Source organism: Streptomyces sp. NPDC006512, assembly GCF_040611935.1.
Lineage (GTDB): Bacteria > Actinomycetota > Actinomycetes > Streptomycetales > Streptomycetaceae > Streptomyces.
Genome location: NZ_JBEXPG010000002.1, coordinates 211262 through 233266, shown reverse-complemented (window position 1 = coordinate 233266; position 22005 = coordinate 211262). Strand labels below are relative to the sequence as shown.

The 22005-nt window shown below is 68.1% G+C and carries 15 protein-coding genes; 8 read left to right on the top strand and 7 right to left on the bottom strand.

What is annotated here, in order from left to right; translation table 11 throughout:
• The first annotated feature begins 57 nt into the window (after positions 1-57).
• The 8 genes from nusG (at position 58) to ABZZ17_RS02350 (ending at position 12997) form a co-directional block, all read left to right on the top strand.
• Entirely contained in the window at positions 58-999 is a 942-nt protein-coding gene (gene nusG / locus ABZZ17_RS02385; RefSeq protein ID WP_356871044.1) for a transcription termination/antitermination protein NusG, read from the top strand.
• Positions 1000-1169: 170 nt separating this feature from the next.
• Positions 1170-1604: a 50S ribosomal protein L11 gene (gene rplK, locus ABZZ17_RS02380; protein ID WP_030230579.1), complete on the top strand. Its 435-nt coding sequence runs from the start codon at positions 1170-1172 to the stop codon at positions 1602-1604.
• 86 nt (positions 1605-1690) lie between these two features.
• Positions 1691-2419: a 50S ribosomal protein L1 gene (gene rplA / locus ABZZ17_RS02375; protein WP_356871041.1), complete on the top strand. Its 729-nt coding sequence runs from the start codon at positions 1691-1693 to the stop codon at positions 2417-2419.
• Positions 2420-2611: 192 nt separating this feature from the next.
• Positions 2612-3508 carry a hypothetical protein gene (locus ABZZ17_RS02370; RefSeq protein WP_356871039.1) on the top strand — a complete coding sequence of 299 codons (897 nt, stop codon included), beginning with the start codon at positions 2612-2614 and terminating at the stop codon, positions 3506-3508.
• A 413-nt stretch (positions 3509-3921) separates the two neighbouring features.
• On the top strand, positions 3922-4452 hold the full coding sequence (gene rplJ, locus ABZZ17_RS02365) for a 50S ribosomal protein L10 (RefSeq protein ID WP_272259900.1): 531 nt from the start codon (positions 3922-3924) through the stop codon (positions 4450-4452).
• 110 nt (positions 4453-4562) lie between these two features.
• Positions 4563-4946, top strand: coding sequence for a 50S ribosomal protein L7/L12 (gene rplL / locus ABZZ17_RS02360; RefSeq protein ID WP_356871036.1), 384 nt, complete (start codon positions 4563-4565; stop codon positions 4944-4946).
• 571 nt (positions 4947-5517) lie between these two features.
• Positions 5518-9000, top strand: a complete 3483-nt coding sequence (gene rpoB, locus ABZZ17_RS02355) for a DNA-directed RNA polymerase subunit beta (RefSeq protein ID WP_356871034.1) — start codon at positions 5518-5520, stop codon at positions 8998-9000.
• Positions 9001-9097: 97 nt separating this feature from the next.
• Positions 9098-12997: a DNA-directed RNA polymerase subunit beta' gene (locus ABZZ17_RS02350; RefSeq protein WP_356871032.1), complete on the top strand. Its 3900-nt coding sequence runs from the start codon at positions 9098-9100 to the stop codon at positions 12995-12997.
• A gap of 58 nt (positions 12998-13055) precedes the next feature.
• On the opposite strand, the gene ABZZ17_RS02345 is transcribed toward ABZZ17_RS02350, so the two are convergent.
• The 7 genes from ABZZ17_RS02345 to ABZZ17_RS02315 form a co-directional block, all read right to left on the bottom strand.
• Complete coding sequence (locus ABZZ17_RS02345) at positions 13056-14024, bottom strand: M48 family metalloprotease (RefSeq protein WP_356871030.1); 969 nt, start codon at positions 14022-14024, stop codon at positions 13056-13058.
• Positions 14025-14047: 23 nt separating this feature from the next.
• Positions 14048-14560, bottom strand: a complete 513-nt coding sequence (locus tag ABZZ17_RS02340) for a Pycsar system effector family protein (protein WP_356871028.1) — start codon at positions 14558-14560, stop codon at positions 14048-14050.
• Positions 14557-15675 (bottom strand): hypothetical protein, encoded by a 1119-nt coding sequence (locus ABZZ17_RS02335; RefSeq protein ID WP_356871026.1) that lies wholly within the window; start codon positions 15673-15675, stop codon positions 14557-14559. The genes ABZZ17_RS02340 and ABZZ17_RS02335 overlap by 4 nt, the downstream gene beginning before the upstream one ends.
• A gap of 14 nt (positions 15676-15689) precedes the next feature.
• The gene (locus ABZZ17_RS02330) at positions 15690-17648 is read right to left on the bottom strand and encodes a hypothetical protein (protein WP_356871024.1); all 1959 of its coding nucleotides are present in this window, start codon (positions 17646-17648) and stop codon (positions 15690-15692) included.
• A gap of 140 nt (positions 17649-17788) precedes the next feature.
• Positions 17789-18532, bottom strand: a complete 744-nt coding sequence (locus tag ABZZ17_RS02325) for a hypothetical protein (RefSeq protein ID WP_356871022.1) — start codon at positions 18530-18532, stop codon at positions 17789-17791.
• A gap of 90 nt (positions 18533-18622) precedes the next feature.
• Positions 18623-19339 (bottom strand): Crp/Fnr family transcriptional regulator, encoded by a 717-nt coding sequence (locus tag ABZZ17_RS02320; RefSeq protein WP_356871020.1) that lies wholly within the window; start codon positions 19337-19339, stop codon positions 18623-18625.
• A gap of 77 nt (positions 19340-19416) precedes the next feature.
• Positions 19417-21912: a YfhO family protein gene (locus ABZZ17_RS02315; protein ID WP_356871018.1), complete on the bottom strand. Its 2496-nt coding sequence runs from the start codon at positions 21910-21912 to the stop codon at positions 19417-19419.
• Between the last annotated feature and the right edge of the window lie 93 nt (positions 21913-22005).

Sequence of the window (22005 nt, the reverse complement as noted above, 5' to 3'; positions counted from 1 at the left end):
GTGCCGCCCGTTTTCGCATGTTCCACCACCTTTTGTATCCAGGAAGAAGCAGCCACCGTGTCTGACCCGAACCTGAACGTGAGCGACGAGTCCGTCGAGTCCGTCGAGTCCGTTGAGGACCAGCTCGACATCGTCGAGGGTGCCGACGCCGTGGACCCCGACGAGGCCGAGCTCGCCGACGCCGACGCGGGCACCGCCGCCGAAGAAGCCGCGCTGCACGTCGAGGACGAGGTCGACGCCGAGGCTGAGGACGACGCCGAGGTCGAAGAGTCCGCCGACTCCGAGGACGACGAGTCCGCCGAGGACGAGGGTGACGTCGAGGCCGCGGACGAGACCGGCGAGGAGGCCGAAGAGGCCGCCCCGGTCGAGCCCGCCGAGCCCGTCGACCCCATCCAGGCCCTGCGCGACGAACTGCGCCTGCTCCCCGGCGAGTGGTACGTGATCCACACCTACGCGGGCTACGAGAAGCGCGTGAAGGCGAACCTGGAGCAGCGTGCCGTCTCGCTGAACGTCGAGGAGTTCATCTACCAGGCCGAGGTGCCCGAGGAAGAGATCGTCCAGATCAAGAACGGCGAGCGCAAGAACGTCCGGCAGAACAAGCTGCCCGGTTACGTTCTCGTCCGCATGGATCTGACGAACGAGTCCTGGGGCGTCGTCCGCAACACCCCCGGTGTCACCGGCTTCGTGGGCAACGCGTACGACCCGTACCCGCTGACCCTGGACGAGATCGTCAAGATGCTCGCGCCGGAGGCCAAGGAGAAGGCCGACAAGGCCGCCGCCGAGGCCGCCGGTCTGCCGGCTCCCGCCGTCAAGCGCACCATCGAGGTCCTCGACTTCGAGGTCGGCGACTCGGTCACCGTCACCGACGGCCCGTTCGCGACGCTCCAGGCGACCATCAACGAGATCAACCCCGACTCGAAGAAGGTCAAGGGCCTCGTGGAGATCTTCGGCCGCGAGACCCCGGTCGAGCTGAGCTTCGACCAGATCCAGAAGAACTGATCCAGATCTTCTGAGCGACGCTTCCGAAGCAGGTCAGATCGCCCCGTAAAGGGTGGTCTGACCTGCTCGGTTTTTAGCCCCGCGCCTGTACCCGTTATCGTGGTGCGGTATGCCTCCATCCGGATGACCGGTTGGCGGCTGAAAACTCTCACTAGGACCCGGAGAGAGCAATGCCTCCCAAGAAGAAGAAGATCACGGGGCTTATCAAGCTCCAGATCAAGGCCGGTGCGGCCAACCCGGCTCCGCCGGTCGGCCCCGCGCTCGGTCAGCACGGCGTCAACATCATGGAGTTCTGCAAGGCCTACAACGCCGCGACCGAGTCGCAGCGTGGCATGGTCGTGCCGGTGGAGATCACGGTCTACGAGGACCGTTCCTTCACCTTCATCACCAAGACTCCGCCGGCCGCGCGCCTCATCCTGAAGAGCGCGGGAGTGGAGAAGGGCTCCGGCGAGCCGCACAAGACCAAGGTCGCGAAGCTCACGCGTGACCAGGTCCGCGAGATCGCCACGATCAAGATGCCCGACCTCAACGCGAACGACATCGACGCCGCCGAGAAGATCATCGCCGGCACCGCGCGTTCGATGGGCATCACGGTCGAAGGCTGATCCAGCCACCCCAGCACGACAGTGGTAGGACCAAGCGCTGGTCCGCACCACGACTCCACGCCTGAAGTCACAACACAGGAGCAGAAGTGAAGCGCAGCAAGACTCTCCGCGCTGCGGACGCCAAGGTCGACCGGGACAAGCTCTACGCCCCGCTCGAGGCCGTCCGTCTCGCCAAGGAGACCTCCGCGACCAAGTTCGACAGCACCGTCGAGATCGCCTTCCGCCTGGGTGTCGACCCGCGCAAGGCCGACCAGATGGTCCGCGGCACCGTGAACCTCCCGCACGGCACCGGCAAGACCGCCCGGGTCCTGGTCTTCGCGACCGGTGACCGTGCAGCGGCCGCGGAAGCCGCCGGCGCCGACATTGTCGGCGACGACGAGCTGATCAACGAGATCGCCAAGGGCAACCGCCTGAACGAGTTCGACGCCGTCGTGGCCACCCCGGACCTCATGGGCAAGGTCGGCCGCCTCGGCCGCGTGCTCGGTCCCCGTGGCCTCATGCCGAACCCGAAGACCGGCACCGTCACGATGGACGTCGCCAAGGCTGTCACCGAGATCAAGGGTGGCAAGATCGAGTTCCGCGTCGACAAGCACTCGAACCTGCACTTCATCATCGGCAAGGTCTCCTTCACCGATGAGCAGCTGGTCGAGAACTACGCGGCGGCCCTGGACGAGATCATCCGTCTGAAGCCGTCCGCCGCGAAGGGCCGCTACATCAAGAAGGCCGCCCTGAGCACCACCATGGGTCCCGGCATCGCCCTGGACTCGAACCGCACCCGGAACCTCCTCGTCGAGGAAGACCCGGCCGCGGTCTGATCAGGCCTCGCCTGATCCACTCCCAGAGTGGCTGAACGGGCCCCTCGCTCCCCTCACCGGGAGCGGGGGGCCCGTTTTCCGTGGTGGTGGTCACATGTGTCCCCCGGGGCGGGGAATGTCCGCGCGCCGGCGGCAGGGGGCCGCGTAGGGTCGTTCCGAACTGACGACCGATCAAAAGGGGTGGGGACCTCCGTGACCGCGAACCGGAAGAGGAACATCGGGGCCGCGCTGGCCGCCGTACTGCTGGTGGCGGGGGCCGCCACGGGGTGCGAGGACGGCGCGAAGGAGAGCTCGGGCCAGAAGACCGTCAAGGCGCTCAACGCGGCGTACGAGAAGACCTCCGCCGCGAAGTCGGCGAAGGTGCGGATGACGATGACCGTGCCCGCGTCGCTCGGCGCGGGCGGCACCGTGGAGATGACCGGTGTCCAGGGCTGGAATCCGCAGGTCATGGACATCACCATGAAGGGCTCGGTCGTACCGGGCGCCGGCGGCGAGTCCATGCGCGTGATCACGGCGAACGACGCCACGTACGTGGAGATACCGCCCGGCTCGGCGATGGCCTCGGGCATGGACGGCAAGCGCTGGATGAAGATGGACCTCCGCGCGGCCGCCGAGGCCGCGGGCGACGCCGGGGCCCTCTCCAAGCTCACCGGTCTGAGCGGCGCGGAACAGAACCAGGACCCGGCCAAGCAGCTCGCCCTCCTGCTCAGCTCCCCGAACGTGGAGCGCGTCGGCTCCGAGAAGGTCGAGGGCAAGGACACCGAGCACTACAAGGGCACCGTGACGCTCGACGAGATGCTCGCCGCGAACGAGTCCTCCGCGGCCCTGACCGAGACCGACCGCAAGCAGCTCGCCGAGGCCATGAAGAAGGCCGGCATCAAGGGCTACGACATGGACGTGTGGGTCAACGGGGACGGTTACCCGGCCCGCATGAAGGTCGGCATCGGGACCGCGCAGGGGCGGATGGACATCGAGGCCTCCTACTCGGACTACGGCTCCGGCACCACCGTCCAGACCCCGCCGGAGGGCGAGACCTTCGACCTCTTCGCGATGCTCGGAAAGCTCGGCCAGGAGGGCGCGGGGGCCTGACCACCCCCGCCCCGCACACACGTTCCACCGTTGCACCAGTACGAAGATCCACCCATGGGGGAGAACAAGATGAAACACCCCGGGCTGGGCGGGCTGAAGCGTTCCTGAGGGCTTCGCGGGTCGTTCCGGGGGCCCTCCCGGGGTCTCCCCGGGAGGGCCCTCCGGGGCGATTTGCCTCGGCTGGACCCCTTCACGTACTCTTCACCAGAAGCCAAAGACCGCTGGTCGTTGCCGTGCTCGAAAGAGGGCGGTGGCCGAAGGATCCGCTGAATGCGGACGTCCTGCGCAGGTGTTCGTGGAAGGTTCCCGGGTTTACCTGGTTGAGCCACGCCCCGTGCGCATGCGCCGGGGCGTTTCGTATTTTTCAGCCCCTTCTGAGCGGTCCTCATCACCCGGAAGGAGGCCGACGCTCTATGGCAAGGCCCGACAAGGCTGCCGCGGTAGCCGAGCTCACGGACCAGTTCCAGAGCTCGAACGCCGCCGTGCTGACCGAGTACCGGGGTCTCACCGTCGCGCAGCTCAAGACGCTGCGTCGCTCGCTCGGTGAGAACGCCCAGTACGCCGTGGTGAAGAACACGCTGACCAAGATTGCGGCCAACCAGGCCGGGATCACCGCGCTGGACGAGCACTTCGCTGGTCCGACCGCGGTCGCCTTCATCACCGGTGACCCGGTGGAGTCGGCGAAGAGCCTGCGTGACTTCGCCAAGGAAAACCCCAACCTGATCATCAAGGCGGGTGTCCTTGATGGTAAGGCGCTCTCCGCCGATGACATCAAGAAGCTTGCGGACCTCGAGTCCCGCGAGGTTCTGCTCAGCAAGCTGGCCGGCGCGTTCAAGGGCAAGCAGTCCCAGGCTGCCTCGCTCTTCCAGGCGCTGCCGTCGAAGTTCGTCCGCACTGCGGAAGCGCTTCGCGTCAAGCTCGCCGAGCAGGGCGGTGCCGAGTAATTCGGCTCGCGCACTGATCCACGCCGCCTAGTGCGTGGGTCGTAGCGGGCCGTTACGCCCGCCTCTCTATACATCCGGCACCTGCCGATTTAGTGGAAGGATCGCCCATCATGGCGAAGCTCACCCAGGACGAACTCCTCGCCCAGTTCGAGGAGCTCACCCTCATCGAGCTCTCCGAGTTCGTGAAGGCGTTCGAGGAGAAGTTCGACGTCACCGCCGCCGCGGCCGTCGCCGTTGCCGGTCCCGCGGGCCCGGGCGCCGTGGCCGAGGCCGCTGAGGAGCAGGACGAGTTCGACGTCATCCTCACCGGTGCCGGCGACAAGAAGATCCAGGTCATCAAGGTCGTGCGCGAGCTGACCTCCCTGGGTCTGAAGGAGGCCAAGGACCTCGTCGACGGCGCCCCGAAGCCGGTCCTCGAGAAGGTCGCCAAGGAGGCCGCTGAGAAGGCCGCCGAGTCCCTCAAGGCTGCCGGCGCGGCTGTCGAGGTCAAGTAACACCTCTGAGGCCGTCTGACGGCCTCAGCCAAGGGCGATCACCCGTAAGGGTGGTCGCCCTTTGGCGTACCCGCAGTGCCTGACTTGCCCTGGTCTCGTTGGGGAGTAGGGTGATCTTCGTTGCCTCGAAGCTGGGTCCGAAGATGATCCGCTCGGAGCACGGGGCCTTGACGAACGGCTGGCGGCGCGCAATTCTCAGTCCCGTCGCCGACTCGGCCGGTTCGGTCCGAGAAGCCAGGCATGGATCGGTTACGAAGAGGGCAGTACTGATACGCGCTCTGTGTACGAGAGCCGCGCCGTGGGACGCAGGGTTGGTTCGAAACAACATGGGGAAGGCCTGTTGCCGGTTTCCGGAAACCTGGTCTGGACATCAGTGAGCCAAGTGGCTACACTGACCCTTTGCGCTGCCTGTTAGCTGCCCCCTGCCCGTCGCCAGGGGCATGCCCACGCTTGAGCACACTGATTGATCGTCCCTGACCTGGCGTTTTCGCCGGATCGGGAGCGCCCGTCTTCTGTGTCGGCTGGGACCGGTACGCGCGTAGTGAGTCCGAGCCCTCGGAAGGACCCCCTCTTGGCCGCCTCGCGCAACGCCTCGACCAATACGAACAACGGTGCCAGCACCGCCCCGCTGCGCATCTCCTTTGCAAAGATCAAGGAGCCCCTCGAGGTTCCGAACCTCCTGGCGCTGCAGACCGAGAGCTTTGACTGGCTGCTCGGCAACGCCGCCTGGAAGTCTCGCGTCGAGTCGGCGCTTGAGAGTGGACAGGACGTCCCCACCAAGTCCGGTCTGGAAGAGATCTTCGAGGAGATCTCGCCGATCGAGGACTTCTCCGGGTCGATGTCGCTGACCTTCCGCGACCACCGTTTCGAGCCGGCGAAGAACTCCGTCGACGAGTGCAAGGAGCGCGACTTCACGTACGCGGCTCCGCTGTTCGTCACTGCCGAGTTCACGAACAACGAGACCGGAGAGATCAAGTCTCAGACGGTCTTCATGGGCGACTTCCCGCTCATGACCAACAAGGGCACCTTCGTCATCAACGGCACCGAGCGTGTCGTCGTGTCGCAGCTCGTCCGTTCCCCCGGTGTCTACTTCGACTCCTCCATCGACAAGACGTCCGACAAGGACATCTTCTCCGCGAAGATCATCCCGTCCCGGGGTGCCTGGCTGGAGATGGAGGTCGACAAGCGCGACATGGTCGGTGTCCGCATCGACCGCAAGCGCAAGCAGTCCGTCACCGTCCTCCTGAAGGCTCTCGGCTGGACCACCGAGCAGATCCTCGAGGAGTTCGGCGAGTACGAGTCCATGCGCGCCACCCTGGAGAAGGACCACACCCAGGGCCAGGACGACGCGCTGCTCGACATCTACCGCAAGCTGCGTCCGGGCGAGCCGCCGACCCGCGAGGCCGCTCAGACGCTGCTCGAGAACCTCTACTTCAACCCGAAGCGCTACGACCTCGCCAAGGTCGGCCGCTACAAGGTGAACAAGAAGCTCGGCGCCGACGAGCCGCTCGACGCCGGTGTGCTCACCACCGACGACGTGATCGCGACGATCAAGTACCTGGTCAAGCTGCACGCGGGTGAGACCGAGACGACCGGCGAGTCCGGCCGTTCGATCGTCGTCGAGACCGACGACATCGACCACTTCGGCAACCGTCGTCTGCGCAACGTCGGCGAGCTCATCCAGAACCAGGTCCGCACGGGTCTGGCTCGTATGGAGCGCGTCGTCCGCGAGCGGATGACCACGCAGGACGTCGAGGCGATCACGCCGCAGACCCTGATCAACATCCGGCCGGTCGTCGCCTCCATCAAGGAGTTCTTCGGCACCAGCCAGCTGTCGCAGTTCATGGACCAGAACAACCCGCTGTCGGGCCTGACCCACAAGCGCCGCCTGTCGGCGCTGGGCCCCGGTGGTCTGTCCCGTGAGCGGGCCGGCTTCGAGGTCCGAGACGTCCACCCGTCGCACTACGGCCGCATGTGCCCGATCGAGACCCCCGAAGGCCCGAACATCGGTCTGATCGGCTCGCTCGCGTCCTACGGCCGCGTCAACGCGTTCGGTTTCGTCGAGACCCCGTACCGCAAGGTCGTCGACGGTGTCGTCACCGACGACGTCGACTACCTGACGGCCGACGAGGAAGACCGCTTCGTCATCGCCCAGGCCAACGCCGGCCTGAACGACGAGATGCGCTTCACCGAGAACCGCGTACTGGTCCGCCGTCGTGGTGGCGAGATCGACTACATCGCCGGTGACGACGTCGACTACATGGACGTCTCCCCGCGCCAGATGGTGTCCGTCGCGACCGCGATGATCCCCTTCCTCGAGCACGACGACGCCAACCGCGCCCTCATGGGCGCGAACATGATGCGCCAGGCCGTTCCGCTCATCAAGGCGGAGGCGCCGCTCGTCGGCACCGGCATGGAGTACCGCTGTGCGGTCGACGCCGGTGACTCGATCAAGGCGGAGAAGGACGGTGTCGTCCAGGAGGTCTCGGCCGACTACATCACCGTCGCCAACGACGACGGCACGTACACCACGTACCGCGTCGCCAAGTTCTCCCGCTCGAACCAGGGCACCTCGGTCAACCAGAAGGTCATCGTCAACGAGGGTGACCGCATCATCGAGGCGCAGGTCCTCGCCGACGGTCCCGCGACCGAAGAGGGCGAAATGGCCCTCGGCAAGAACCTGCTCGTCGCGTTCATGCCCTGGGAAGGTCACAACTACGAGGACGCGATCATCCTGTCGCAGCGCCTCGTGCAGGACGACGTCCTCTCCTCGATCCACATCGAGGAGCACGAGGTCGACGCCCGTGACACCAAGCTGGGCCCCGAGGAGATCACCCGGGACATCCCGAACGTCTCCGAAGAGGTCCTCGCCGACCTCGACGAGCGCGGCATCATCCGCATCGGTGCGGACGTCGTCGCCGGCGACATCCTGGTCGGCAAGGTCACGCCCAAGGGCGAGACCGAGCTGACCCCGGAGGAGCGTCTGCTCCGCGCGATCTTCGGTGAGAAGGCCCGCGAGGTGCGTGACACCTCGCTCAAGGTCCCTCACGGTGAGATCGGCAAGGTCATCGGCGTCCGCGTCTTCGACCGCGAGGAGGGCGACGAGCTTCCTCCGGGCGTGAACCAGCTGGTCCGCGTCTACGTCGCCCAGAAGCGCAAGATCACCGACGGTGACAAGCTGGCCGGCCGTCACGGCAACAAGGGTGTCATCTCCAAGATCCTTCCGATCGAGGACATGCCCTTCCTTGAGGACGGCACGCCGGTCGACATCATCCTGAACCCCCTGGGTGTCCCGTCCCGAATGAACCCGGGACAGGTCCTGGAGATCCACCTCGGCTGGCTCGCCAGCCGCGGCTGGGACGTCTCGGGTCTCGGCGAGGAGTGGGCCGAGCGCCTGAAGGCAATCGGCGCCGACCGCGTCGAGCCCGGCACCAATGTCGCCACCCCGGTGTTCGACGGTGCCCGCGAGGACGAGCTCGCCGGCCTGTTCGAGCACACGATCCCGAACCGCGACGGCGACCGCCTGGTCCTCCCGTCCGGCAAGGCGCGTCTGTTCGACGGCCGCTCCGGCGAGCCGTTCCCGGACCCGATCTCCATCGGGTACATGTACATCCTCAAGCTCCACCACCTGGTCGACGACAAGCTCCACGCCCGGTCGACCGGTCCGTACTCGATGATCACGCAGCAGCCGCTGGGTGGTAAGGCACAGTTCGGTGGCCAGCGCTTCGGTGAGATGGAGGTGTGGGCGCTCGAGGCTTATGGCGCCGCGTACGCCCTCCAGGAGCTGCTGACCATCAAGTCCGACGACGTCACCGGCCGCGTGAAGGTCTACGAGGCCATCGTCAAGGGCGAGAACATCCCCGAGCCGGGCATTCCCGAGTCCTTCAAGGTGCTCATCAAGGAAATGCAGTCGCTCTGCCTCAACGTGGAGGTGCTGTCCTCGGACGGCATGTCCATCGAGATGCGCGACACCGACGAGGACGTCTTCCGCGCGGCGGAGGAGCTCGGTATCGACCTGTCCCGGCGCGAGCCGAGCAGCGTCGAAGAGGTCTGACGGGCCTGACGGGGGGCTCGCTCAAGAGCCCCCCGTCATCCCCGGGACCGTTCAGACCATGATTGAGACTCGACCCCGAAAGAGGGATTGACGCACAGTGCTCGACGTCAACTTCTTCGACGAGCTGCGGATCGGCCTTGCCACCGCGGACGACATCCGAACCTGGTCGCACGGCGAGGTCAAGAAGCCGGAGACCATCAACTACCGCACCCTCAAGCCCGAGAAGGACGGACTCTTCTGCGAGAAGATCTTCGGTCCGACCCGGGACTGGGAGTGCTACTGCGGCAAGTACAAGCGTGTCCGCTTCAAGGGCATCATCTGTGAGCGCTGTGGCGTCGAGGTCACGCGCGCCAAGGTGCGTCGTGAGCGGATGGGCCACATCGAGCTTGCCGCTCCCGTCACCCACATCTGGTACTTCAAGGGCGTCCCGTCGCGCCTCGGATACCTGCTGGACCTCGCGCCGAAGGACCTCGAAAAGGTCATCTACTTCGCCGCGTACATGATCACGTTCGTGGACGACGAGCGCCGCACCCGCGACCTCCCGTCGCTGGAGGCCCACGTCTCCGTCGAGCGCCAGCAGATCGAGAACCGACGCGACTCGGACCTCGAAGGCCGTGCCAAGAAGCTCGAGACCGACCTGGCCGAGCTCGAGGCCGAGGGCGCGAAGGCCGACGTGCGCCGCAAGGTGCGCGAAGGCGCCGAGCGCGAGATGAAGCAGCTCCGTGACCGCGCCCAGCGCGAGATCGACCGCCTCGACGAGGTGTGGAACCGCTTCAAGAACCTCAAGGTCCAGGACCTCGAGGGCGACGAGCTGCTCTACCGCGAGCTGCGTGACCGCTTCGGCACGTACTTCGACGGCTCGATGGGTGCCGCGGCGCTGCAGAAGCGCCTGGAGTCCTTCGACCTCGAGGAAGAGGCCGAGCGCCTCCGCGAGATCATCCGTACCGGCAAGGGCCAGAAGAAGACCCGTGCGCTCAAGCGCCTCAAGGTCGTCTCCGCGTTCCTGCAGACCAGCAACAGCCCCAAGGGCATGGTTCTGGACTGCGTGCCGGTGATCCCGCCGGACCTGCGTCCGATGGTGCAGCTGGACGGTGGCCGCTTCGCGACCTCCGACCTGAACGACCTGTACCGCCGCGTGATCAACCGCAACAACCGCCTGAAGCGCCTTCTCGACCTCGGTGCCCCCGAGATCATCGTGAACAACGAGAAGCGCATGCTCCAGGAGGCCGTCGACGCCCTCTTCGACAACGGTCGTCGTGGTCGTCCGGTGACCGGTCCCGGTAACCGTCCGCTGAAGTCCCTGAGCGACATGCTCAAGGGCAAGCAGGGTCGATTCCGTCAGAACCTCCTCGGCAAGCGCGTGGACTACTCCGCGCGTTCCGTGATCGTCGTCGGTCCGCAGCTGAAGCTGCACCAGTGTGGTCTGCCCAAGGCCATGGCGCTGGAGCTCTTCAAGCCGTTCGTGATGAAGCGCCTGGTCGACCTGAACCACGCGCAGAACATCAAGTCGGCGAAGCGCATGGTCGAGCGCGGCCGCACGGTCGTCTACGACGTCCTCGAAGAGGTCATCGCCGAGCACCCGGTCCTCCTGAACCGTGCGCCCACGCTGCACCGCCTCGGCATCCAGGCCTTCGAGCCCCAGCTGGTCGAAGGCAAGGCCATCCAGATCCACCCGCTCGTCTGCACCGCGTTCAACGCGGACTTCGACGGTGACCAGATGGCCGTGCACCTGCCGCTCTCCGCGGAGGCGCAGGCCGAGGCCCGCATCCTGATGCTGTCCTCGAACAACATCCTCAAGCCGGCCGACGGCCGTCCGGTCACGATGCCGACCCAGGACATGGTCCTCGGTCTGTTCTTCCTGACCACCGACGGTGAGCTCCGTGACGTCAAGGGCGAGGGCCGCGCGTTCGGCTCCACCGCCGAGGCGATCATGGCGTTCGACGCCGGCGAGCTCGCGCTCCAGTCGTCCGTCGACATCCGCTTCCCGGTGGGCACCATCCCGCCGCGCGGCTGGGTCGCGCCGGTCGCCGAAGAGGGCGAGCAGGAGTTCCAGCCGGGCGACAGCTTCCGTCTGAAGACCACCCTGGGCCGCGCGCTCTTCAACGAGCTGCTGCCCGAGGACTACCCGTTCGTCGACTACTCGGTGGGCAAGAAGCAGCTCTCCGAGATCGTCAACGACCTGGCGGAGCGCTACCCCAAGGTCATCGTGGCGGCGACGCTCGACAACCTGAAGGCGGCCGGCTTCCACTGGGCGACCCGTTCGGGCGTCACCGTGGCCATCTCCGACGTCGTCGTGCCCGAGGCCAAGAAGGCCATCGTCGCGGGCTACGAGGCGATGGACGAGAAGGTCCAGAAGCAGTACGAGCGCGGTCTGATCACCAAGGACGAGCGCACGCAGGAGCTCATCGCGATCTGGACCAAGGCGACCAACGAGGTTGCCGAGGCGATGAACGCGAACTTCCCCAAGACGAACCCCATCTTCATGATGGTTGACTCGGGTGCCCGAGGAAACATGATGCAGATGCGACAGATCGCCGGTATGCGTGGTCTGGTGTCGAACGCGAAGAACGAGACCATCCCGCGTCCGATCAAGGCGTCCTTCCGTGAGGGCCTCACCGTTCTGGAGTACTTCATCTCCACGCACGGTGCCCGTAAGGGTCTGGCGGACACCGCCCTGCGTACCGCCGACTCGGGTTACCTCACCCGTCGTCTGGTGGACGTCTCGCAGGACGTCATCATCCGCGAGGAGGACTGCGGCACCGAGCGCGGCCTCAAGCTCAAGATCGGTGTCAAGGACGAGGCGGGTGTCCTCCGCAAGGCGGACGACGTCGAGACCTCCGTGTACGCCCGCATGCTGGCCGAGGACGTCGTCATCGACGGCAAGGTCATCGCGCCGGCGAACGTGGACCTCGGTGACGTGCTCATCGACGCCCTCATCGCGAACGGCGTCGAGGAGGTCAAGACCCGCTCGGTCCTGACCTGCGAGTCCGCGGTCGGCACCTGTGCCTTCTGCTACGGCCGCTCCCTGGCCACCGGCAAGCTGGTCGACATCGGTGAGGCGGTCGGCATCATCGCCGCCCAGTCCATCGGTGAGCCCGGTACGCAGCTGACGATGCGTACCTTCCACACCGGTGGTGTGGCCGGTGACGACATCACGCAGGGTCTGCCGCGTGTCGTCGAGCTCTTCGAGGCCCGTACCCCGAAGGGTGTCGCCCCGATCTCCGAGGCCGCCGGCCGCGTGCGGATCGAGGAGACCGAGAAGACGAAGAAGATCGTCATCACGCCCGACGACGGCAGCGAGGAGACGGCGTTCCCGATCTCCAAGCGCGCCAAGGTCATCGTGCACGAGGGCGACCACGTCGAGGTGGGCCAGAAGCTCACCATGGGTGCCACCAACCCGCACGACGTGCTGCGCATCCTCGGCCAGCGTGCCGTCCAGGTCCACCTGGTCGGCGAAGTCCAGAAGGTCTACAACTCGCAGGGCGTGTCGATCCACGACAAGCACATCGAGATCATCATCCGGCAGATGCTGCGCCGCGTGACGATCATCGAGTCCGGCGACGCGGAGCTCCTGCCGGGCGAGCTCGTCGAGCGCTCGAAGTTCGAGACCGAGAACCGTCGTGTGGTCACCGAGGGCGGTCACCCCGCCTCCGGCCGTCCGCAGCTGATGGGTATCACCAAGGCCTCGCTGGCGACGGAATCCTGGCTGTCGGCCGCCTCCTTCCAGGAGACGACCCGAGTCCTGACGGATGCGGCGATCAACGCCAAGTCCGACAGCCTCATCGGCCTCAAGGAGAACGTCATCATCGGTAAGCTCATCCCGGCCGGTACGGGTCTGTCCCGCTACCGCAACATCCGGGTCGAGCCCACCGAGGAAGCCAAGGCCGCGATGTACTCGGCCGTCGGTTACGACGACATCGACTACTCGCCCTTCGGCACCGGCTCCGGCCAGGCAGTCCCGCTGGAGGACTACGACTACGGCCCGTACAACGGCTGAGTCGGAACCAAGCAGTAACCGCAGGGCGGTCACCCGAGAGGGTGGCCGCCCTGCGGCGTTAGCGGTCGCGTCCGGTCAGGTACGGCTGTAGGTGGTGCAGGCGGGTCCGGTGGTGGGGATGGCTGGACAGGAGGCGGGACAGCGGCCCGAGCCGATCCGCAGACGTGGGTGCCGCTGATTGCTCGGCAAGCAGGTCGTGCAGCGTACGGGCGAGAACGGGAGCGAAACCGAGGTGGGCGGCGTGCGCATCGGCCCGCAGTTCGGATCGGCGGCCCACAGCCGCCGTCAGATAGGGCAGCGAGAGCAGGAGCAGGGGCAGGCCGTAGGTCGCCGTCAAGGTGGTGAAGACCAGCCAGGCTGCGAGGGCGACCAGGATGCCGCAGACCGGGTAGGAAAATCCCCGCGCCGTGCGGATCAGCCGGGGCGTTGCCCGAACCAGTCCCCTCCAGGCGAGCCGCCCGGGAGCGGCGTACCACCAGCCGAGCAGCCCGGACCAGGCGTGGCCGCCCACGTGGTGGCCCAGCTCGTGGGCTAGCACGGCGGCCAGCTGGGCAGTGGGCAATTGCTCCAGCGCCCGCCTGGTGACGGCCACGATGTGGCCGGCCGCAGCAAGGGCGTTCAACTCGTCGCTCTCCTCTATCCACAGCTCGTATCGGCTGCCGTCCACCCCGGCCCGGGCCGTCACCTCACGCCACACCGGGGCCAATACGGACAGTTCGGCGGCGAGCGGATGGTGCAGGCGCAGCAGGTGACGGGCGAGGAAGCGCTCGCTTGGGCGGTGGAAGGCGAGCCCGCCCGAAGCGGTCCACAGCCCGGTCGGAAGCCAGGCCGGCACGCCCAGCCATGCTTCGAGCAGCAGGGACACCACGAGGACGAGGGCGAGGCTGAGCAGGAAGGGTGGCAGGAGAAGTGCGAGCCGGAGCCAGGTCGTGCGGTCGGTAGCCCGTTGGCGGGCCCGGTACGTGATCCTGTTGCCGGGTGTGTTGCGGTAGTCGAGGTCGTCGGGCGGGGCGGCCTTTTCATCCATGCGGAGCCTCCACGAGCAAGTGGTCAGCCGACTAGCAGGGCAGCGGGGAGCAGCACCACACCGGAGCCGTAAGCCAGCAGGCCGGCCCGAATCCACTGGTGTTTGCGGACCGCGATCTGGCTGTTCGCGGCCAAGGCCGCGCGAAGTGCCGCGCCCGGGTCGCGGCCGGTGTGGGAGAGGGCCTCGGACAGACGGCCCTGCTGTACGGCGGAGTGGATGTTGCCGAAGTAGGAGAGAGGGGTGTCCCCCCGCCAGGCGGAGCGCAGGGAGCGGGGCACGACGGAGAGCAGCAAGGCGGCCAGGGCCAGGGCGAAGGCCACGGCACTTGACCACCAAAGGATCTGCGCGGAGGCGGAAAGCGAGGCAGGCTCCCAACGGTGGGCGGCGAGCTGGGCGCACAGCCCCCCGGCGGTCATGCCTAGGGCTCCGACGAGCAGGGAAGCCTTGGTGTCGGCGCGTGCGATCTCTACACGGACCTCGGTGAGAAGGTGGGTGGCGACCTGATTGGCCGGGCCGTCGTCCTCGGTGTCGTTCATCGGGCTGAGTCCGGCGTGGGGACCGATACGGGCGGTACGGGCGGCGGCTCCCAGGTGGGGAGGGTTGCAGCCGGAGTGGGCGTCGTGGAGGGGACGGTCGCGGGTGCGGCCGGATCCACCCCGGTGTCCGGATCTGTCGGTACAGGATCCGCCGGGACGTGCTGCCCGAAGACGGCGCTGAAGGCCTCCATCGCGAGTCGCCTCGGACCCTCCAACTCGAAGGGCTCCGTGCCTGCCTTGGTCAGCATCTCTTTGATCAGGGCCATCTGGGCCTGAAGCCGTTCCCGCTGCTCTTGGCGCAGGTGGCTCAGGGCCTTTGCGGAGTCCTCCGGGTGCTGTGCCAGGTGCATGGCCCACGCGTCGATGCCGCCCCGCATCAGGTACTCGCGGTAAAAGGCGATCCGACGGGCCTCGTACTCCTGGAGCTCCAGCCGCTGCTCGTGCTGGGCGTGGACTCGTGCTGCCTTCTCCTGGTCGGAGCGGGCACTCCAGCGCTCGGTCCGGATCTCCTCGGTGGCCGCGTGATCGATGGCCTGGAGACGCCGGGCGTGGGCGACGTTGTCCTCGTCGCGGCGCAGCCGTACCGTCCACAGGACGCGCAGTCCGGCTTCTTCGCCCAGGGGCTTGCAATGCCGCACGACGGCCAGCACCTCGGCCTCGGCTTCTGCGCTGTCGGCGATGTGGAAGCGCCGGGTGACGGGCCGCGCCAGCTGTTCCAGTTCGCCGAGCAGCAGACGGGGCACATCGCGGTGACCGCTGCGGACGAACTGGGCCGGATCGGAGACCTGCCAGTCGAACTCCACACCCACCTCGAACTCGTGGGCGTCGTTGGCGCTGGGCAAGGCCATGGTGGTCCGTACAGGGTGAATACCCATGTCCACCTCGTACACCGCGGTGTAGCGCCGCCTGAGTCGGCGGGGCCGGTTGGGCGGAAGGAAGACCTCGAACCCGCCGCGCTGAGTGGTGTAGACGAGGGAGTGATCGATCCGGGTGGGAGTTCTGCCGGGCAGGCCGAGACCGCCTATCTGGCGAACGGTGACGACCGGGTCGGCCAGCCGGGTGTGGCGGTCCGCCTGCTGGTCCCAGTCGGCGGAGCGGGACAGCGGGTTGTCCATGATCAGGCCTCCTGTCAGACGTGCGCGAGCGAGTCGCGGAGCTGGGCTGCGACTGCTGGTTTGGGCTGTCCGTCGATACCGGACACGGTGTCGAGGAGGTGGTCCAGCCGCGCGGCGTCGCGAGGTCCAGCGGCTAGTGAGGGAAGCAGCTGCATGAGGGCGCGTGCGGTACCGGCGTCCTTGTCGGCGGTCCGGACCCAGCCGCGCAGCACGTTCTCGGCACGCTCGTTGGTCGTGCGGTCATTGACCGCGGCGCGCAGCAGTCGGGCGACACCGTCGGCGGCCGAAGGGGATCGAGTGGCCCAGTCGAGCAGGGGCGGGCACGCAGCGTGTTCGAACCTTTGGCAGGCGGTGAGGAAGCCCTCCAGGGCAAGGGCGCGGGATGAGGGGTGGCCGTCGAGGGCGGGTAGCAGCTCGGTGAGCACCGTTCCGCCCGCCGGCGAGAGCAGCAGCAGGGCGACAGACTGCGGGAGTTCGGCTGTGACCTGCTGGTCGCCCGCCCCCGTGCGGGACTGCGTCAGCTTCTTCTCGTACTGGTGACGGGCCTGCGCACGCAGAGCGGTGAGGGATTCCAACGGGCGCTCGGGGCCGATCAGGCCTAAAGCGCGGACGGCGACCCAACAACGCTTGGGGTCTTGGTCGTCGGTGCTCCAGCCGTCGATGATCTGTGGGATGTTCGGAGCACCGATCCTGTGGGCGAGGGTGAGGGCGCTCACCGCCGTCAGCTGGCGCCGGGACTCCTTCGCGCCCGCCCAGCGTTCGACGATCAACGCCATGGTCGAGGGAAGGTCGGTGAAGGCAAGGACGGCCACGGTGGCGGCAGCCCGGGTACGTACGAACGGGCGGCCGTCGGTGGCGAGGGTGTCGAGCCACTTGATCAGTGCGGGCCGGGCCGCCGGGTGCCCGGTCCAGACTTCACGGAGCAGTACCGGGGCGACACGGTCATCCTTGAAGGCCGCTTTGGTTTGCGTGACCGGCCCCCACTCCGTCTGCTCGTCGGCGGTGTAACGCCGAGCCCGCGCGCTTTGGAGGCGTTTCGCGATGTGCGTGCCGAAGACCGGGATCGGCTCTTGGTACGTCTCGTCGCCGGTGCTCCGGAGTGCGCTGTACAGGGTGTCGCTCAGCTCGGCGATCAGCGCGTACGGTCCGTTGTCGAAGGCGGCCAGCGCGATCAGGAACGCCTTCTCCCGTAGCCGGACCGGGGTCTCGGCTTCTTCGAACCATTCCTGGACCTGTCGCTCGAGAGCGATCAAGGGATACTCCTTGATCTGTTCCTCATCCGCCTGTACGAGGACGGCGGCGTACTGGACCACCTCGCGGATCTGGTTCTCGCGGGACAGGAACGCGGTGACGTCCGGCAGGGCAAGCAGCTTGGCGGTACTCGCCGCGTCAGTTCGTTTGAGCAGGAGGGCCGAGAGCACCGCTTCCGGTGTGGGAGCCCTCCAGGCAGCCAGGTCGATGGTGTTCTCGACGTACGGGCTGTGACCTGTGGTGATCACGAGGTAGGCGTTCTGTTCCCGCAGAAGGCTCCGCAGCGCAAGCAGGTGTGCTTCCCGCAGGGGCTGCTCACGCGAGATCTCGAGATCGCACAGCAGGTGCCCCCGGGCCTCACTCTGTGAACTGAACTGGCGGCTCAGGTCGCCGGGCCTTATATCCCGGTCCATTGCGCGCACCGGGGTGGCGCCGAGGTGGTGCAGAAGCATCAGGGCTGCGGTGCGGCGGCCGGTGAAGGGATCACCAGTCAGGACGAGGACGTGTTCGTTTCGCAGCCTCTCCAGCAGAACGGCGAAGCCAGTGCCTTCCTGGACGAATTCTTCGGCCAGCCGCTCCAAGGTCTCGGCGGGGATCTCGCCGGCTACCTGGCTGCCGCTGAAGCCCCCGAAGTTGTAGTGGATCTCGGTCTTTCCGCCGGCGATGACGTCGCCTATGACCTGTTGGGCGGTGACTCCGTGGTTGATGCCGCGGAAGGCCATCGACGGAGGGGTGTGGGCAACCAGGTCCCGGCGGGCGGCCCAGGGCTCCTGGGCCGGCTGCTCGGGTTCTGCCGTCGGCTGCGACTCCGGTGGTCCGGCTGACGCGGCCGGCTGGCCTTCCGGTCCCGGTGTCTGTTCGCTCACCGTCGCTCACCAGGGCCGCCGAAGGTGATTCCGCCGGTGATTTGGTTGGCTACCGCGCCGTGGTTGGTACCACGGAACTCGATCCCGCCCGGAGGAGCGGGCTGGGGCGCAGGTGCGGGATCAGCAGGCCGTTGTTGCACGGGCTCGGGAGCCGGGCTGTGCTTCGGGAGCGGACCGTGGAGCCAGGCAGTCAGGGGTCCGTTCTTGCTGGGCACCGTCATCCGGTTGAACTCCTCCGCCGGGATGCCGGTGTGCTGGTGGCGCACGATCCCCGCGTGGACCGACTCGGATACGCAGAGGGCATAGTCGTCGCCACGTTCGCGCAGCGCCGCCCGCAGCAGCTCGGCGTCGAGCAGCCGGCAGGCCTGGTTGAGGTCCGTGCCAACCCAGCCGTCGTATTCGTCCACCGCGACGTACCCGGTGGCCAGGACGGTCCGCAACCGGATCTGGGCCGAGCTGGACGCCAACCGGTTCACGGAACGCAGCTCGGCGGGGACGTCGATGAGTAACGAGCGGAGCAGCGTGGTGAGGGGGACGGAGGGGTCGATCAGCTCCATCACGGCGTCGCCACGATCGGCGCGCAGCCGCAGCGTGTGGTCCACGCCGTCGGCGAGCAGGACGCGGTCGACCATGCCGAAGAGCATTCGGCGCAGGTAGGCCTGCTGCACGTCGTCGCGGTCGCTGAATCGCTCGGTGTCGATGAGCAGCATGGTCCGGGGCAAGGGGGGTGTCTGGGGCATGGACACGAGCGTGCACCGGCGCGGGCGGGCGCCGTGAGGGAGGATGACGCACTCGGAGTGTGACCGGGTGCACTGAAGACAGGTCCTGGCTCAGTAGGCCGGTGGCTGTGAACGGGCGATACGGCGCAGCACGTCCGGGCGGGCGACCACCAGTGCGCGGCGACCCGTGCGGACGACGCCGCGGTCGCGGAGGTCCTTCAGCTGCCGCTGAACCATCTCGCGGGATGCGCCCACGGCCCCAGCCAGTTCCTGCTTGGTCAGGGGCACGGAGAGTTCGACCCCCTCCGCAGTGCGGCGGCCGTGCAGCTGGGCCAGCTCCAACAGCAGGACGGCGAGTCGTTCGCGTACGTTCAGCGCCGCGAACTCAAGGCGGCGCCGGTCCCCGGTGCGCTGGCGGTCTGCGGTGAGAGCGAGAAGTTGAAGGGCGGCCGCGGGGCAGGCGGCGAGAAAGCCACGGAATGCCTCGTACTCGATGACCACTGCACGAACCCGTTCCAGGGCAGTCACGGATGCGGAACGGGGCCGGCGGGTCAGCGCTGCGGATTCTCCGATGATGTCGCCGGGACCGCGAAGGGCCAGCAGGGCCTGGTAGCCGTTGGGATAGACGGCCGTGACCTTGGTCCAGCCCGTGAGGATCAGCAGGACGTGGGCCGTGGGCTCGTCTTGGTGGAGCAGCGGGGTGCGAGGCGGATAGATCAGCTCACGGCCCAGGGCCCGTAACTCAGTGCCGTCCGCATCCTCCAGCCGGGCGAGGAAAGGCACGCGGTCGTCGAATCCCCCGCCGCCTGCCAGATGCCCCAAGATCATCTTCAGTCGCCCCCGCCCCGGTGATCAAGGCGGCAAATGTACTGAACACCGGGGCCGGAAGGCGTCGAAACGGGGAATTAGCCGACTTGCCGTGTACGGCGGCGGAGGTGGGTGGTGGTGGTGACCGAGAGGAGGGTCAGGAGGGCCAGGGCGGCGGCCGCCAGGCCCGGGGTGAGGCCCTTCGGGGTGAAGGTGCAGGAGACCTCGTCCGTGCCCGGGGCCAGGTCCACGGCGACCAGGCCGTGGAACTCGCGCAGCGGGGCGGAGCACTGCCAGCCCGGGACGGCCGTCATGGCGAAGACGGCGGTGCCGGTGGCGCCGGGCGGCAGGGTGGCCTCGATGCCGTGGCCGCTCGCGTCGACGGAGGTGGCGCCGGTGGCCGTCAGCTGCCGGACGGCGGTGTCGAGCCGGCCGCGGTCGAGGCAGCCGACGGGGTGGGCGCCGGCCGTGGCGCCCTCGGTGCGGGTGTCCACGGCCACCTCGACCCGGCCCGACGCCGGGACCGTGCCCAGGGGGAGGACGCCGCTCGTGCGGTCCTCCAGGGGGCGGTGCAGGTCGCCGCTGCGCAGGGTCCCGTAGAGCTCGGGGGAGTACCAGTAGGCCTCGGAGCCGGGGGTGCAGAGGGCGGTGTACGTCTGCGCGGTGGCGGTGCCGCCGGAGGTGACCTCGGGGACCTGGTAGACGGCCGAGCCCAGGACGTTCTCCTGGCGGGCGTAGACGCTGTCCGTGGGGTTGGGGGAGGTGAACGGCGGGCCGGGGCGGACGGTGACCAGCGGGGGAGCGGGGAACTTCGCACCGGTCCACGAGCCGGGGGAGCCGCCCGGGCGGACGCGGGCGCCGATCGAGAAGATCGCGTCGAGCACCGGGTTGTCGGCGCCGAAGAAGGTCCGGCCGTCGTTCTTGTAGCCGTACCCGAGGGGTTCCAGGGCCCGGTACGTGGCCTCCGGGAGGTAGCTGCTGTAGTACTGCGGACCCTGCCCCCGGAGGGCGAGGGCGTCGTTGTACGAGGTCTGCGGTGCGCCCGAATCGGTCCGGTAGGCGGGCCACCCGTCGACCCCGCGGACGGCCTCGAAGTGGCGGGTGATCGACTCGCCGGAGGTCGTGGCCGGCTTCGCCCAGCGCTCGCGGGCCCGCCGGGCGTCGGCGTTGGCCGCGGCGACGGCGGACTCGGCGAAGACGACGGCGACCATCAGGGCGGCGGCCACCGGGACCAGGAACCGGCGCTTCTCGGCGCGCCCCAGCCCGAGGAGGACCAGGGCCAGCAGCGAGACGGCGCCGCCGCCGAGCACGGCCGGCCAGGTCCAGCCGCCGAAGTCGTCGGTCTTGCGGAGTACGAAGGCGGCCACGACCAGCAGCGCGGCGGCCGCCGCCAGGTGGAGCGGCCGCGGCCGGTGGGCCAGGGCCAGCCAGGCCAGGACCACGACCATGCCGCTGAAGACGAAGGCCTCGCGGTACGGATTGCCGTTCGGGACGGCGAGCCCGTGCCACACGTACTGGGTCGGCGGGAACTGGAAGGAGACGAGCACGAGCAGGGTCGCGGCCGCCCACACCAGCCGGGTCCGCTTCGCGATGGCCGTGTTGAAGAGGAAGGTCGCGGCCAGGATCAGGCCGAGGGAGGCGACGTAGAGCCGGGGCCGGCCGCCCCACAGGTGCGTCGCCGGGAGCATGCCGGCGAGGAAGACCTCGATGCGCACGGGGTCGAACGCGCCCGCCTTGGTGGGCTGCGCCGCCCCGCTGGACAGGAACGACGGCAGGAGCAGGGGCAGGGTCAGCAGGATGCCCGTCGCGGCCGCCGTGGCCGCCCGGGCCAGTGCCCGCAGCCGCTGCGCGCCGGTCAGCTCCAGGGTGGCCAGGCGGATGGCCAGGAGCACGCAGGCGGCCATGGTGGCCATCATCGCGGTGTAGAAGTTGCCGAACCAGGCGAGGGCGACCAGCAGGGCCACCCCGGGCCAGCGGCGCCCCTCCAGGCACCACTCGACGGCGATGCCGAGCAGCGGGAGGGCGACCAGGCCCCACAGCCACATCGGGACGTACGAGGCGTCGCTCAGCGCCCAGCCGCACAGCCCGTACGTCGCCCCGAGCACCCCCCGCTGCCACCACGGGCCGGGGTGGAGCTTGCCGAGGTACACGGTCATCAGGGCGGCGGCGGTGCCCATCGTGACCGGGGTGACCGCGAAGACGGCCAGGTCCACGTGCTCGCGCGGGACGAGCACGGCCAGCCAGGAGAACGGGTTGCCGAGGTACGTGTAGTAGTCGGACAGGAACTGCTGGCCGAAGCCCCCGCGCCAGGTGAACAGGAGGTCGCCGGCGGCCTGGCCGTGGACCAGGTCCCAGAGGGCGCGGTGGAAGGGCACGTACTGGTTGGCCTGGTCGTTGATGGCCCGGCCGGTGGTGCCGAAGGGGTACGTGCCGCGGGCGACCCAGGCCGCGCAGAAGGCGCCCGAGGTGACGAGGAACGCCAGCAGGGGGCCGTAGAGGCGGGCCAGGCGGCCGCGCCGGGGGGGCGAGGGACTCCGTACGTCGTCGCGAGGCGGACTTCCGGCCGTCTTCGGCTCCGAGGTGGCGGTCCCCAATGTCCTGCTCCTGGCGCTCGTACGGTGTTGGGCTGCGTTTGGACTGACTCGCTGGGATTCGCTGGCAGTGTAGTTGGCCCGCCCTACCACGCC